The following is a 15730-nucleotide window of genomic DNA, read 5'->3' on the forward strand; positions in this document are numbered from 1 at the left end:
ATACGAAAAAGTCGAAATACAATGTCAAAATAAAGTCAGAATCAGCTAAAATACAGTGAGAATTGCAGCCTTTTTTTTTCCAACTTTACGGTTACATTAGAAAAAGAATAAACACCCAAATAAACTGCTTAAGATGAGACAGATCGGTTTGCTATTGATTTCCTGCCTGGCATGGTTTGCCTGCGGGGAAGGCACCAACAAAGACCGGAGATCTGACGGACCAAGAAGGGCCGAAATCCTTTTCCTTGGCCATGACAGTCAGCACCACCATTCTGAAAAACTAATGCCCATGCTGGCCAGGCCACTTTTTCAACAGGGCATCAATCTAACTTATACTTCTGATCCCGATGACCTCAACAGCGAGTACTTGGCGTATTTTGACGGGGTGATGATCTACGCAAACCACGATGAGATCACTCCCTCCCAAGAGAAGGCACTTAGGGATTTTGTACAGGGAGGAAGGGCATTGATCCCAATTCATAGTGCTTCCTTTTGCTTCAGAAACTCCGATTGGTATGTGAAGGCCGTAGGGGGCCAGTTCAAATCGCACGGGGTCGGTGACTTCACCGTAGATATAATCCGTAGCGACCACCCCGTAATGAACGGAGTGGAAGAGTTTGAGACTTGGGACGAAACCTATGTACACAGCCACATCAACCCCGATATGACCGTGCTGATGGAGCGGGTGGAAGGGGACCATCGGGAACCTTGGACATGGGTCAGGGAAGAGGGCAAAGGAAGGGTATTTTACACTGCCTATGGCCACGATGAGCGTACCTGGTCCAAGCCTGGGTTTCATCAGCTCGTAGCGAACGGCGTACTTTGGGCAATAGGTGAAGAAGTAGCCCAGCTGGTGGCGGATTACCAGATCCCAACCCCCAAATTTACCGATGCGGATATTCCCAACTACGAACGCCGCGACCCTCCTCCGCAATACCAGCACCCACTTTCACCCGCCGAATCCATGAAATTGGTACAGGTTCCGGTAGGCTTTGAGTTGCAATTGTTTGCTTCCGAACCAGACATTGTAAACCCTATGGCCATGACTTGGGACGACAAAGGCAGGCTTTATGTGATCGAAACGGAAGATTATCCGAACGAGGTTCGTAGTGAAGGAGGAAACGACCGAATCAAGATTTTTGAGGATACAAACGGCGACGGAAAAGCAGATAAGATTACGGTTTTTGCAGACAACCTGAACATACCCACCAGCATGGTGTATGTAAACGGGGGTCTACTCGTCTCCATGGCTCCTGACTTTGTGTTTTTTAAAGACACCAACGGAGACGGAAAAGCCGACGTAAGGGAAACCGTTATTACCGGCTGGGGAAAAAGCGACACCCATGCGGGCCCTTCCAACCTGATGTATGGCTTCGACAACAAGATCTGGGGAGTGCTCGGGTACTCTGGATTTAACGGTACCATTGATGGCAAGCCATTCAATTTTGGACAAGGGGTATACCGTTTTAACCCTGATGGAACTGATTTCGAATTTCTTGGCACCACCAGTAACAATACATGGGGGCTGGGCTTTTCGGAAGAGTTTAACGTATTTATTTCTACCGCAAATGGCCAACATAGTGCCTACCTGGCAATGCCAAGCCGTTTTGTGAGAAGACCCATTCACGGAGGTTCCGTAAATGCGGTGCATGGAATCGATTCACACTACGACATGCCCCACCTAACGCCCTTCCTTCGCCAAGTGGATTGGCACGGTAGCTACACTGCGGCGGCCGGGCATCACCTGTATACGGCCAGACAGTTTCCGAAATCCTATTGGAACCGCGTGGCATTCGTCGCAGAGCCTACCGGACGGGTGCTGCACAACGCTATCTTGGAAACGGATGGTTCCGGATTTAGGGAACGTAATGGCTTCAATATCCTAGCAAGCTCGGATGAATGGTTTTCACCCGTACATGCCGAAGTGGGCCCCGACGGGGCACTTTGGATCGCCGATTGGTACAATTTCATCATCCAACATAACCCTACGCCAAAAGGCTTTGAAAATGGGCCTGGCAACGCGTACATAAATCCGCTTAGAGATACCCAACACGGACGCATTTACCGACTGGTGTATAAAGGCTCGCCGGAGGGTAAAGTGATGAAGATCGACCCTTCCAGCAACAAGGACTTGATAGCCGGTATCAAAAGTGACAATATGTTTTGGAGAAGAACGGCGCAGCGTCTGATCGTCGAAAGCCAAAATAGAGGCGTTGTAGATGATTTGTTAAAAATAATAGACAACAATCAGGTCGATGAAATTGGGCTGAATAGCCCGGCAGTACATGCATTATGGGCCCTTCATGGGCTCGGTGAATTGGATGGTCGCAACGAAGCTGCCAACCGAACCGTCGTGAAGGCGTTGAAGCATAAAGCAGCAGGTGTTCGAAAAAATGCACTTATGGTCTTGCCCAGAAACGAAACCTCTGCCGAGGCCATCGTAAGTGCCAACCTCGCCAACGATCCGGATCTCAATGTCCGCAAAGCGGCATTCTTGGCACTTGCCGATATGCCTACTTCCGCGGCCGTTGGAAAGGTATTGTTGGACGCTAGTCTGAGTGAAGAGAACAACACAGACAGCTACCTCCCACAGGCTATCTTTGCCGCGGCACTTTCCCACCCCAGGTCATTTGACGAACAGGTCAATCAGATTGGATCCATTTCAAAGCCGGATTCCCTTCTCACGCTCACCGAAAGGGTTGCCAAAAGTCTGGTGGAAGAGCAGTACAACCTGGATAGACGTTCAGGAATCCCCTTTCCACCGAGTGTGGTTCAAAAAGAAATCTACATTAACGCTACGATCAGCCAAGGAGACGAGCCGTTGGAGGGGGTGATCATTGCGCAGGGAAACAACGTAAACGGATATAGCCTCTACATCCAAAACAACGCCATACACTGGCTGGTAAAACAGGACGGCAAAAGCTTTAAATTGACCACACGGGCAGCCATACCTACCGAACAGTTTACCGTACAGGCACAGCTGCTTTCCGAAGGGGAAATGAAGCTTTTGATCAACGACAGCGAGGTCGCAACCGGACGTAGCAGCGGTCTGTTCCAGCAGGCGTTTTCCCATGAGCGGGTCAGAATTGCCAACGACAATATGGGGGATAACCAAGTGGGAGATTATCCTCGTCCCTTCTGGTTTAGAGGCCGAATGAACCCCAGAACTTCGGTCATCCGATTGATTCAGCCCCGTGGTGACAGCCCATCAACACTTGAGGGCGCGGCATCTGCACAGGAAACGCCTGCTTCGGGTACCGTGACGGTGAAATTGGGAGTAATCCAACACGAAATGAAATACGACAAACCGTCCTTTACGGTAAAGGCAAACGCACAGGTAACCATCGACTTCGAAAACAACGACTTTATGCAGCATAATCTCGTGATCGCGAAGCCTGGCACCCTTGAGACCGTTGGAAAAGCTGCCGATGAATTGGCCCGGGACCCGAAAGGCGCGGACATGAACTACGTACCAAAGATTCCAGAGGTAATCGCCTCCACCCGACTGGTGGATCCCGAAACCAGCGAATCCCTGGTGTTCAGGGCTCCATCCGAACCCGGAGAGTACGTGTACATTTGCACCGTACCTGGTCACTGGCGTATCATGAACGGTATCATGATTGTTGAGTAACCCGACTTACCATTTGAACTTCCGGGGAGTATGCCTCCCTAGACGTACTTAACCAACCAAACATGAGTTTAAACGTAACCTTTGCCACAACGACTTGGCTATGGACATCCCCGTTCACCACCGAAACCACGTCCCTCTTTTCGAAAATAAAGGGGATGGGCTTTGATGCGGTGGAAATTCCGGTCGAAGATCCGGAATTACTCCATGTGCCCTCCGTCAAACAGGCGCTGGAAGATCATAACCTAAAACCGGTCATCTGTGGGGCCTTTGGCCCCACCCGGGACCTCACCCACGACGATCCATCCTTCCACAAAACCAGCTTTGACTACATCCGTCGTTGCCTCCAAATCAGTGCCGAAGTTGGCGCTTCTTTCGTAGCGGGTCCGATGTACTCTGCGGTGGGAAAAGCCAGGCTTTTACCCCCAGAGAAAAAGAAAATAGAGTGGGAAAGAGCCGTAAACAACCTGCACAAAGTCTGTGTAATGGCCGCAGAATATGGCCAGGAAATCGCGCTTGAACCTTTAAACCGTTTTGAAACGGATTTAATCAACAACGCACAAGACCTCATGCGGCTTATCAGCGACATCAACCATCCCGCCGCAAAGGTTTTGCTGGACGGGTTCCACATGAATATAGAGGAACGAAACATCGTAGACGCTATCACGTTGGTAGGAAAAAAACTGATCCATGTGCAGGTGTCGGAAAATTACCGAGGCACTCCCGGAACAGGACAAACCCGCTGGGAGGATTATCGAAAAGGACTGGAACTGGTAGAGTATCGTGGTGTGGTATCTATTGAAAGTTTTACTCCTGAGATCAAAGAGTTGGCAGGTGCCGTATGTATCTGGAGGCCATTGGCAGAATCCCAGGATGCCTTTGCCTCTGAAGGCCTGAAATTCCTGAAGGCCTGGGCTTCCTAAGTAACTTCATCAACCCATCATAAAACCATTTTTAACATGAGTGATAAGAAAATAAACATTGCCATTATCGGATTGGGGTTTGGGGCCGAATTTATCCCCATCTACCAAAAGCATCCCTTGGCCAATATGTATGCCATCTGCCAGCGAAACGAAGATAAGCTGCACCAGATTGGCGACGCATTCGGCGTGGAAAAACGGTATACTGACTACGATGAACTGCTAAAGGATCCCAACATCGACGCTGTCCACATCAACACCCCCATACAGGCCCATGCTGAACAGTCACTAAAAGCACTTAGGGCCGGCAAACACGTCGCTTGTACCGTACCAATGGCCACCACCGTAGAGGAATGCCGGCAGATCGTGGAAGAGACGGAGCGAACCGGCCTTACCTACATGATGATGGAAACGGTCATTTACAGTAGGGAATTCCTGTTTGTCAAAGAAATGTACGAAAAAGGTGAATTGGGTAAGATCCAGTTCCTCAGGGCGAGCCATCAGCAGGAGATGGCTGGATGGCCCGGGTATTGGGAAGGTCTCCCTCCCATGCACTACGCCACCCATTGCGTGGGACCCGTACTGGCTTTGCCAAATGCGCAGGCAGCGTATGTTTCGTGCTTTGGTTCGGGACGGATTGATGAAAACCTGATCGAAAAATACGGTTCTCCATTTGCCATCGAAACCTGTCATATCAAACTGAAAGATTCGGATCTCTCTGCGGAGGTTACCCGTTCCCTTTTCAATACCGCCAGACAATACCGGGAAAGTTTTGATGTGTACGGTTCCAAGAAATCCTTTGAATGGACGCTGATAGAGCATGAGGACAGCGTGATCCACACAGGCGAGGAGCCATCTAGGGTCAAAATCCCAGATTATGCCCATTTGCTGCCGGAGGAAATCGCTTCATTTACCACAGCGGGCGTATACGATTCGGATGATAATCAGCACCTTTCCTTTATCCAAGGTGCCGGACATGGTGGATCACACCCCCATCTTGTGCATGAGTTTCTTACCGCCCTTCACGAAAACCGTGCTCCCTATCCGGACGCACGTCAATCCGCCAATATTACATGTGTGGGAATACTCGCGCACGAGTCTGCAATGAAGGGAGGGGAAATAATTCCGCTACCCGCATTTACGCTAAAGAGTTAACACCTATTTATTTTATCAAACCTATTAGGCCGGGGGATGGAACCGACGTTTCTATCCCCTCGTTTTTTTTCGCCTTAGAAAACAGAAAAAAACAAAACGTAAGTACAATGACTTCGTCATACTGAACGGGAAGCTACTGAAAGCAACGAACAGACACATTCTGTTCAAAAATCAGAAAAGCCGCTAGCGAAGCACCCTAGAGAAACCTATACTCTTTCAGTGAAAAAGCCTTTTAACTGGTGTGCCAAAGATACCGCTTTGCCTTTATACCCCTCTATTACTTCCGTCCAGCTTACGGTGTCTATTAGCATCTCTTCGATGTCCAAGTTATTCAGCGCAAGTGGGTTATCGGAATAAAAATAGTTCCCGGACTGTCGCAATTCGGTAAGATCGGAGCGCTCACAGCTAAAAATAATAAGCATCACAAAAAAGATATCAGGAATAAACAGTAATTGCTTTTTCATGGTAGTTGGTAATTGAAATAGTTTCGGCATCGAATTTACAACCAAATACGTAGAAGGTGTCAGTTTTGTCCTAAAAAATCCGCCCTTTTTTTTAATTTTTTTGGCACAACCAGAAAAAAACTGCAAAACAAACAAATAAAGGCCATCAAAATCATTTCATGATTTTGAACAATTCCAAAATAAAATAAAGATTACTCGCGATCAAAAATTCTTTTATTCCAAAAAACCGCAGAAGTGTCAAACAAAAAATAATAGCAACCCACCTTGGCTTTATCCCTGTCGTACGATGAATCATTCATAAAGCATAGCAAACATCTCCTCATTGACGGCATCGAACAAATGCGCCAATGGGCATGGATCAAGCCGTTTTTTTATTGGCTCAAGTAGCGCTACATGCTGCGAATGAAGCGACGAAACAAAGTCGATGACAACCTGTGCATTTCTTCTCCTTTTTACTCCCTCAAATTCAAAGGGTAGCGTTCCTATGAATCGCACCTCGTTTTGTTTCCCTGCCATATAGGCAGCTATCGAAAGATACAGCATCGTGCCAGTAACCCCTCCCAAACAGGCCATCACAGTCCATTGCGTACTTGGCTCAAGGATAAGGACTTGAAGATCAAGGGGAATTGGCACAGGATGTATGTCTTTGCCTGAGGGAAACCTTCCCAGGTTTGGAGTGGTAAAATAATACGCTTCCGGCGCCGTAAATGGAACCCAAACATACTGGCTTGCCGAACCAGAAATTGCGGTATCATCTACGACAAACATTTTATCGTACGGTAGGGATTGCCAATTCACACACGCTTCCAAGACGCTCTTCGCTCCGGAACCGCAAACGATCAGGTTGTGCTTGGTAGGAATGGCTGTATCGGTTTTGTCTGAAATTGACATATTTGTTGATTTGGGTACTCACGAAATTAAAAAAATGATTTCAAACCGCTATATTGATAGGGGTAATTTAATCGGATAAAAAATGGCAGAAGCGCATAACCACCATAAACCAAACTAAAGTAGCCAAGGAACAAATGAAGAAACTGGTTGTATTGACGGGAGCTGGAATTTCGGCTGAAAGCGGTATCGCAACTTTTAGGGATGCCAATGGGCTGTGGGAAGGCCACGACATCATGGAAGTAGCCTCTCCTGAGGGCTGGAAAAAAAACAAGGAACTGGTGCTGGACTTCTACAATCAGCGCAGAAGGGCTTGTTTGAATGCCGAACCAAATGCTGCGCACCTGATCCTAGCAGAACTGGAAAATGATCTTGAGGTTACCATCGTCACCCAAAACGTAGATGATCTGCATGAAAAAGCGGGATCCACCCGTATCATCCATCTTCATGGTGAACTTTTTAAATCGCAGAGTACTATAGATCCCAGATTGGTGTACCCCATAGAGGGAACAGAGCTAAACCAGGGCGATACATGCGAACGAGGCTCACAGTTGCGGCCATTTATTGTGTGGTTTGGGGAAGCGGTACCGATGATGGCTGCCGCAATTTCAGCGGCAAAGGAGGCCGACTTCTTTGCCATTGTGGGAACCTCCCTACTTGTTTATCCTGCGGCTGGACTGATCGATTATGTGTCCGAGGTAGTCCCTTTGTTCATTGTTGACCCGAAGATCCCTCAGATTCCCGCAGCTCCTCGATTGATCAAACTGGAGGAAGCGGCCAGTACCGGTGTTGCAAAGATGGCTGACATGTTGCGAAGCTGGCTTAATGAATAGAGCTTCTGCTTGTGTTGGAAGGTTGGTTAAAACCAGGCTTAATTCATATCAAAAGGTAAAAAGGGCAAATACATTCCTTATCTTTGGAGACAAACGCTTTTTAGCCGATATGAGCCTTTATTCACTATGTCCATTTCTTTGAAAGCGAGGCAAACAGCCATCAGACCGCCGTTTGCCGCTGCAATGCAAACTATACTCAGAAACCTACTCAAGCTGACAGTAGCCGGCATACTTATCGGGACATTACATGCTCAGGATGCGCTGGTCGCATTAATTTTAGCCGCCTATGCCGGGTATACCCTTGGGAAGAAATTCCTGTCCGGATCTGCAGACCGGGGTATCTTCCTTGCCGGCTTCCTGATAAGCAGCGTATTTGGCGTTTTATGTGAGTTATGGGGAATCCATTTCGGGCATTGGGAGTATCATGACCTGTCTGGATCACGACAATTTCCCTTTTGGCTTCCATTCGCATGGGGTCTTGCATTTACCTATATCTACGGGATTGAGAGAGATTTAGTGCTCTGCCTTCGTATACATACGTTGTTTGGCAAAGTGATCCTTGCGCTCCTTGTTGCCATGGTCTTCCCAACAATCGGAGAGATGATAACCATTTACCTAGGCGTTTGGACCTATAATTGGCCCTACCAGATACTTGGGGTTCCGTTGCTGGCCATTCTTCTCTTGATGGTATTCCATTCGGGCGTTAATTTATTGATGGGGATCATATGTAAAAAAATGGACTGGGTGGATCCGGTGTTTCACGTCGAAACAAAGGCAATGGAATAACCCTCCCTCGGCAGCAGAAGCCGACAGCTTGTTATTTTCTTGTTCGAACCTACTTTGATCGGTTCAGCGCACCATGGTTTCCAGCGTCGCCAAATAAACCCACTTTTGATCCCGTGATTTGAGACCCTTTTCAACCTTCTGACGGATACGGTCCGACATTTCTATATCTTCGTATTCCATCGAATTGAAAAACTGCAGGTAGTCTTTGTACACGTTCATTGTCATGTGGGTAGAATTTGCCTGACTGCCGGTCGGCAATGCGGTGCGCAGAAGGCACCAGTGCTCCATGAGATTGGCTGAAATCTTCCGTTGATGTATGGGAAGAAAAACTTCCCGTTCAGCCATCTCATATTCTTCAAAATTTCCTTCGACTGCCTTCATCAGGTCGAAGGACGCCAAGGTGCCCGGTTTAAAGTGGTATTGGTCATTGGTGCGGGCGATCTCTACCATGTAACTCCGAATGGCCAGATCCCTATCATCTGCCGCTGCCTTGAGGCGCTGAAGCAGTTGGCTCTCTTGCATCTGCGGAAACGCCTGTTGGGCATATTTGATCAAAATCTCCGGTTCAGTTCCGTCCATCATTTTGACCGGATCGCTATAGTAGGTTATCGTGGCAAATTGATAAGCATCCGGATCGGAACCGGTCTTCATCGACCACAGGTCCCAACCCTGGATATCTCCCTTTTTGACCGCCTGTCCATACACTTTGGCCAAAAAATCCTTGTACTCCAGGTAATCCACCGTCTTACCGGCATCTACCCGAATAAACTCAAATACTAGGTAACGCCGCTCCTGGGCGACAAGGCTATGGCATATAAGAAACGCCAACAGCCCGATGCTGATGAACTTCTTCATGGTTAATTTGGGCTTAAATTTCTTGCAAAATTAAATTACACAATCAATTTAAATATTTTTTAAACCATTTGTGTAATTTTAAAGCGGAAAATTTAAAAATTTCTTGAATCCTCGCCAAGCAGCCACTATCCCTCCAAGTAAGCCTTAAACCTATTCATCACCCATAGATGTATTCGGGCCTGTGTATTTAAGTATAAAAACCAAGGGATTCTTGGCACAAATTCGTGTATGGCCGAGATAATATACCGGCCCTCGAGCACTTCCCTGAACTCCAACCATCCGTAGTCTACCCTACCGACCAACCACCCGCCACTGATGTAAAAGAGTTGCCGTTTTCGGTCACTACGGTTTCGCTCCAAGGTTAACTGAAGCATGGGTACAGAAAATCTCAGCAGGTGAAAGGACACCGTACCGTCGGTCTCCTCTCTTGCCGTGATCAAAAACCTAAAAAAGGTTGGCAGCCACAGCTTATACCGATTGGCTACCCAATAAGCACTTTTATTTCGCAGATTCGGGAGGCGCTGTATACTTCTAACTGTATTGGCGGCTCCAACAAGCGGTTTGAACGATGGCATTGGCACTTCGTTTTCCGTGGAAAGAGCCAAACGAACAGACTCCGCATACGTTTGGTAGGCACTCTCTTTATCTTTGTATGCCAAATCATGGGAGACCGTCATGGTATGCTTTAGGCTCTCCACCAGCGGGGAGACCAGTTGGGTGGGACTTTTTCCAAAATACCCTACCCACAGCTTCGACAGGCCTACGGAAAAGATGGGCACCGAAAAAATCCATCTTCGACGCTTCATAACCGAAGCAGTTTCGATAAGCATTTCTTTATAGGACATGATGTCGGGACTCCCTATTTCGATGGATCTATCAAAGTAATCAGGGTTATCGAGGCAACTATCCATGATCTCCAAGGTATCGTTGAGCGAGATTGGCTGTGTCTTGGATTCGGTCCATTTAGGACACATAAGTACCGGAAGCCTATCTACCAGGTTTTTCATCATATCGAAGGAAGAGCCCCCGGGCCCTACGATGATACTGGCCCGTATAGCAGTCAGTGCAGGAGATTTGGAAGCAAGCGTCTGCTCTACCTCAAGCCGACTTCGGAGGTGGCGGGACCAGGAATCAGGCAAGGAATCCTTGGGCAATATTCCGCCCAGATAGATGATCTGACGAACACCGTTGGCGTCTGCCGCACGGACGAAATTATCCGCCAGAATCAAGTCTGTGTCCTCAAAGCTTCCTTGGTTGAGGCGGGTGGACACGGTCATGGAATGCACCAAATAAATGGCAATATCCACGCCTTCGAGTGCCTTTTGGGTAGAGGTGATGGAGTACAGTTCTACCTGTCTCCACTCAATTTCAGGTACCGGGTTCTGATCGACCTCCTTTCGGCTAAGCCCTATCAGGTGGTACTTGTTTCGAAACCGATCCATAAACCATCTTCCGATATACCCCGTGGCACCGGCAATCGCTACTTTCTGCTTCATGTTGATACCTTTATTAAAAGAAAGCGAAAAACCGGAATTTTGTTATCGATAGACGTACAATGGATCCCAATTCGGGAACAGGCGCGAAACTAGGAAAGCTTCTTGGAGATGATGGCCTGTGCGGCACTTCTGCCCGCCTGCATTGCCGCGTTGATCGAACCATACAACAGGTGGTCTCCGGCCACAAACAAATGATCGTGCAGCTGATAATGAACCGCCGGTCTACTATAGCGCAAACTATCAATCACCGGCAAGGCCTTTCGGATTTGATAGGTTTTGATATGACGAAAATGGGAGGCCGAAACCCCGGAAAGAGCCTCCAGCTCCAAGGCGACCAGGCGATCGAGTTGCTCGATGTGATCCACTTTTTTGACGATGGAAACTGATAAAAGCGCTCTACCATTTTCCGAATATGCTTTGCTCACATCGGTCATGAAAACAATGTTATTGATCAGAAAGTGGTCGTCCGGAATCAATCCGATGCTGGGTTTGGCAATAAATGACTGCTGTAAGGAGAAATATAGCGTGGTTACCTCCCTATACCCTCCATCTGCCCTGTCAAATCCATCCACCAAATTTTCCGGTCTCAAGGTAAGCAAGATATCATCAGCGGTAATACTATCCCCCGAGGCAAGATGGATAACATTATGGGACACGCGGTCGACACTGGTCTGAAAACGAATCGAAGTCTGCGTAAGTTTGGACGCCAGCTGTTTGGGGATCTCACCCATCCCTTTTGCCGGCACCGCGGCGTGCCCTTCGCCAAACATCTTGAACACAAACTCAAACATCCTCGACGAGGTCTCCAGCTTCTCTTCCAAAAAAATCCCCCTAAAAAATGGGATAAAGAAGTTCTTCAACATTTTTTCTGAAAATCCCCGCTGTTTAAGGTACAAATAGGTACTCGTCTCGGGGCTCTTAAAAATTTCTTCGATATGCTTTTCCCGCAGCTCTTTGGTAAGCTGGTAGATCCGTATTTTGTCAAGGAGTGACCCTACTTTCGAAAAAACCATTTCGGGAAGCCTCGCCGGATTCCGAAGGGGATCATAGATGGAAAAGGCATCACCGGGCTTGAAAATGACCGCACCCGGCATAAAAAGCTGTAAGTCCAACGAGTCATAATCCAAATAAGCCTTTGCTTCGGGATAAGCGGTGAGCAGCACTTGAAAACCGTGGTCCAGAGCAAAGCCATCTACATGGTCGGTCTTCACCCTTCCCCCTACCGAGTCGGACGCCTCCAGAATGACCGGCGCAAATCCAGCCTTTTCAAGCTCTAACGCTGCAATCAGACCTGAAATACCTGCACCAATGATGTACGTTTTTCTATCTGTCATGAATTCTGACCAAATTTATAATTTACTCTGAAATATTCCTTCTAGCTCTAAATTTCTGAGGTTTGGATTCTCCGGAAGGAGTCGGATTGGCCGACCCATCCTGTGGAGAAGATCCTTCTGATATTCCTTTTTCGGAATTCTTCCTGGGAGGAAAGCGTCTGGATTTACCTTTTGGCTTCTGACCAGTCTCCTGAATTGGAGCTTCGCTAAGGTTGGCTCGTTTACCGTGCTGACCAGAACGCAACCCTTGTTTAGATCCACTCCCTCCACTCCGTTTTGGCTTATTTCGTGGCCCCTCTTTTCGGTTGGCAGAGCCGGCCAACGAGGGGCCTTCACCCAGCTCCTCAGGCAGGGGAAGCTTTTCGATTTCCAACCCAATCAACTTCTCGATATTGGCATATTTGTATCTGTCTTTATCATTGACCAGTGTAATTGCCGTACCCTCTTTTTGCGCGCGCGCTGTGCGGCCAACCCTGTGCACATAATCTTCTGGATCATTGGGTGTGTCAAAATTGATGACCAACTCAATGTCCTCCACATCGATGCCCCTGGAAAGGATATCCGTAGCCACCAAGATCTTCACCTTCTTACTTTTGAAGGCCGACATGATTTTTTCCCGCTCTGCCTGATCTAGGTCGGCGTGGAAGGCCTCCACATCGAATGACTTTCGCAGCACTTTGAACAACGACTTCACTTTGTCCTTGGTGGAACAAAATACAATAACGGCTTCATAGGGCTTCTGTTTCAGAATGTGGAGAATAAGGCCTTCTTTTTGCGTATCATAGGCCATGTAAACAAACTGGGCCACCCCTTTTGCCGTTTTCCCCAAAGCAATGGATATTTCAGCAGGATCCACCAGGATTTGTTTGGAAAACTTCCGGATTTTAGGTGGCATCGTCGCGGAAAACAGCAGCGTCTGCCTTTTTGTGGGCAGGTAATTGACAATCGTCAGCAGGTCTTCCGAAAAACCCATATCCATCATCCGATCTGCCTCATCCAATATAAGGTAGCGGAGGGATTCCAGGTTAATTTTGCCTCCCTGCAACAGGGCGATCAATCTGCCCGGGGTTGCCACGATGATCTCGGCACCCATTTGCAATGCCTTTTTTTGTTGGTCCCACGTGACACCATCACCACCTCCGTAAATCGGTATGGAGCTTATGCCCAGAAAATAGGCCAGTCCCTGGATTTGCTGGTCGATCTGAATGGCAAGTTCCCGGGTAGGTGCCAAAATCAGCGCATTGACGCCCTGTACCTGTCGGGACACGATGTGATGAAGAATGGGAAGAATAAACGCAGCGGTCTTTCCGGTGCCGGTCTGCGCAGTCGCTATCAGGTCTTTCCCTGATAATATCACCGGGATAGCCTGTTGTTGAATGGGTGTAGGGGTTTCAAAGCCCATGGCGTCCAGTCCTTCCTGGAGCGCTTCAATTAAATTGAAATCTTTAAATGTGATTTTTTCTTCCATTGGATGTAATCAAAAAGCCAGGTGGGCGCAAACCCTCCGGCGAACAAAACTTGAATAGACAACCGTCCCGTTACCTGGTTGGTTGGCCATTTGTATGAATTTAGGGATATTTACAAAGGTGACATCTGTCATTGTGCAAAAAACAACAGGAGACCTGCTGAGGATGTCTCCGCGAAAATATTTTGTATAAATGTAAGCCAATTTGATGTATAATACAACTTCAAATAAAAAAAGCTTAAAACCACAATATCTGACGAATCTTAAATTCAGATGACCAATGAATAAGGGAACACCACAGGGATCCCCGAGCAAGCCAATCAATTCCTCGAAAACAGAAATACAGCAAGCTAACCAATAGGTTGATAAATACATACCAATCTCAAAATAACCAATAGTACAGATGCCATAAGATTGTATTTTTAACCGTTTTTTATTTTTTCTTTGCTTTTTTACTTATTTATAGTTTAAATTTAAACCGAGAAAAACAGCGAGTACCTCCCCCAAAATAGCTCACTGCCGGTGAATTACCCCATCACCACACCAAAAACCACTAACATATCTTACCCAATGAGTCATCAAAGAAGGGACTTTATCCGAAAAATCACCGTTGCTGCCATCGGTTCCAGTGTCCTGGGAACAATCGTTTCTGCACAGGCAGCCATCACGAAAGACTTTGCCATCCATTCAAAAGCCAGGTTGCCAAAAGTCAAAGTTTCCGCCGACCGCGTAATTAAGGAAACCGTTGGCCTCCGGCCATTTAGGCAAAGTGGGCCACGGGTGGAAACCCAAGAGCTGGGCAAAAAAACAATTGTACATAATTATGGTCACGGTGGAAGCGGCTGGTCGCTTTCATGGGGCACCGCCATGATAGCAACCGAACTTGTACAGCAAACCAACGCCCGTCAAGTAGGTGTAATGGGTTGCGGTGTGGTTGGATTGGCAACGGCCCGAACCCTACAACAAAATGGCTATGAGGTGACGATCTATACCAAAGACAGCTATCCAAATATAACCTCCGCCATGGCCACCGGTACTTGGTCGCCTACCTCCCGTCTGGTCCACCCCAGCAAAGTGACACCGGAATTCGCAGCCATGTACCAAAGGGCCTGCACACATTCCTACAGAACCTTTCAGCGACTCCTTGGGCTAAACCAAGTGGTGGATTGGATGGATAACTACCGAGTTCATTCGGGTGAGGAGCGCAGGGGTGATTACTCTGATGAGCTAAGGAGCAAGCTGAATACACCGGCAGTTGACTTTTACCCGAAAGCCGAGATCCTTTCAAAAAAGGAAAACCCCTTCACCTATCCGACGGTAAGCAGAAACCCGACCACCATCTTCAACATACCTGCCTACCTCAAAATGATGCGCGACGACTTCTTGCTCGCTGGCGGCAAAATCCAAAATAAAACGTTTTCCAGGCCGGAGGATGTAGATGCACTGCCGGAAAGCTGTGTGGTAAACTGCACCGGATTGGGAGCTCAGGAAATATTTGGGGACGAAGAACTTATGCCTGTTTCAGGGCAGCTTTGCTTTCTAATTCCACAGCCCGAGTTGACCTATCGCGCGAATATGGGAGGTGTCTATTTCATTCCTCGCAGAGACGGCATCATGCTGGGAGGAAACGGTATAGACGGAAATTGGGACACGAATCCAGACCCGTTGGTAAAGGAAAAATACCTATCTACCGTAGAAGAAATGATGAAGCACCTGCGAAGCTAGACTCAACGTCCTTTTATCGCCGACTAACAGTTAATACAATTTTGTCAGAATTAAAAACAACCCATTAACTATCAGCAGATTGTAACCATTCAGATTACCTACAAATAAAGAAAGAGGGATCTTGGATTAGGCCCCAAAGATCCCTCAAGCATGCATGTCCTAGTTGTGTCAAACTAAAACG

12 protein-coding genes are annotated in these 15730 nt (G+C 47.6%); 6 read left to right on the forward strand and 6 right to left on the reverse strand.

Annotated elements, in window-relative coordinates:
* Positions 1 to 133 precede the first annotated feature (133 nt).
* From ADIS_RS09010 to ADIS_RS09020, 3 genes are all read left to right on the forward strand, one after another.
* Positions 134 to 3631 carry a PVC-type heme-binding CxxCH protein gene (locus ADIS_RS09010; RefSeq protein ID WP_010854144.1) on the forward strand — a complete coding sequence of 1166 codons (3498 nt, stop codon included), beginning with the start codon at positions 134 to 136 and terminating at the stop codon, positions 3629 to 3631.
* A gap of 62 nt (positions 3632 to 3693) precedes the next feature.
* Positions 3694 to 4551 (forward strand): sugar phosphate isomerase/epimerase family protein, encoded by an 858-nt coding sequence (locus tag ADIS_RS09015; protein ID WP_035805353.1) that lies wholly within the window; start codon positions 3694 to 3696, stop codon positions 4549 to 4551.
* A gap of 36 nt (positions 4552 to 4587) precedes the next feature.
* Positions 4588 to 5703, forward strand: a complete 1116-nt coding sequence (locus tag ADIS_RS09020; protein WP_010854146.1) for a Gfo/Idh/MocA family protein — start codon at positions 4588 to 4590, stop codon at positions 5701 to 5703.
* Positions 5704 to 5909: 206 nt separating this feature from the next.
* Here the strand turns inward: ADIS_RS09020 and ADIS_RS09025 are convergent, their stop codons facing one another.
* Together ADIS_RS09025 and ADIS_RS09030 are read right to left on the reverse strand one after the other, a co-directional pair.
* Positions 5910 to 6167 carry a hypothetical protein gene (locus ADIS_RS09025; protein ID WP_010854147.1) on the reverse strand — a complete coding sequence of 86 codons (258 nt, stop codon included), beginning with the start codon at positions 6165 to 6167 and terminating at the stop codon, positions 5910 to 5912.
* Between the two features lie 291 nt (positions 6168 to 6458).
* The gene (locus ADIS_RS09030) at positions 6459 to 7058 is read right to left on the reverse strand and encodes a hypothetical protein (protein ID WP_010854149.1); all 600 of its coding nucleotides are present in this window, start codon (positions 7056 to 7058) and stop codon (positions 6459 to 6461) included.
* Positions 7059 to 7192: 134 nt separating this feature from the next.
* Here ADIS_RS09030 and ADIS_RS09035 point away from each other — a divergent pair, with 134 nt between their 5' ends.
* Together ADIS_RS09035 and ADIS_RS09040 are read left to right on the forward strand one after the other, a co-directional pair.
* Positions 7193 to 7888: an SIR2 family NAD-dependent protein deacylase gene (locus ADIS_RS09035; protein WP_010854151.1), complete on the forward strand. Its 696-nt coding sequence runs from the start codon at positions 7193 to 7195 to the stop codon at positions 7886 to 7888.
* 183 nt (positions 7889 to 8071) lie between these two features.
* Positions 8072 to 8674, forward strand: coding sequence for a hypothetical protein (locus ADIS_RS09040; RefSeq protein ID WP_035805375.1), 603 nt, complete (start codon positions 8072 to 8074; stop codon positions 8672 to 8674).
* A gap of 63 nt (positions 8675 to 8737) precedes the next feature.
* On the opposite strand, the gene ADIS_RS09045 is transcribed toward ADIS_RS09040, so the two are convergent.
* From ADIS_RS09045 to ADIS_RS09060, 4 genes are all read right to left on the reverse strand, one after another.
* Positions 8738 to 9529 carry a class I SAM-dependent methyltransferase gene (locus ADIS_RS09045; RefSeq protein ID WP_010854153.1) on the reverse strand — a complete coding sequence of 264 codons (792 nt, stop codon included), beginning with the start codon at positions 9527 to 9529 and terminating at the stop codon, positions 8738 to 8740.
* 125 nt (positions 9530 to 9654) lie between these two features.
* A complete protein-coding gene (locus ADIS_RS09050) occupies positions 9655 to 11025 on the reverse strand; it encodes an NAD(P)H-binding protein (RefSeq protein WP_010854154.1) in 1371 nt (456 codons plus the stop codon).
* A gap of 89 nt (positions 11026 to 11114) precedes the next feature.
* Positions 11115 to 12359 (reverse strand): protoporphyrinogen/coproporphyrinogen oxidase, encoded by a 1245-nt coding sequence (locus ADIS_RS09055; protein ID WP_010854155.1) that lies wholly within the window; start codon positions 12357 to 12359, stop codon positions 11115 to 11117.
* Positions 12360 to 12381: 22 nt separating this feature from the next.
* On the reverse strand, positions 12382 to 13827 hold the full coding sequence (locus tag ADIS_RS09060; RefSeq protein WP_010854156.1) for a DEAD/DEAH box helicase: 1446 nt from the start codon (positions 13825 to 13827) through the stop codon (positions 12382 to 12384).
* A gap of 567 nt (positions 13828 to 14394) precedes the next feature.
* On the opposite strand from ADIS_RS09060, the gene ADIS_RS09065 reads away from it, so the two are divergent.
* Positions 14395 to 15549 (forward strand): FAD-dependent oxidoreductase, encoded by a 1155-nt coding sequence (locus ADIS_RS09065; protein WP_155907329.1) that lies wholly within the window; start codon positions 14395 to 14397, stop codon positions 15547 to 15549.
* Positions 15550 to 15730 lie beyond the last annotated feature (181 nt).

This window comes from Lunatimonas lonarensis, assembly GCF_000390185.1.
Taxonomy (GTDB): Bacteria; Bacteroidota; Bacteroidia; order Cytophagales; family Cyclobacteriaceae; genus Lunatimonas; species Lunatimonas lonarensis.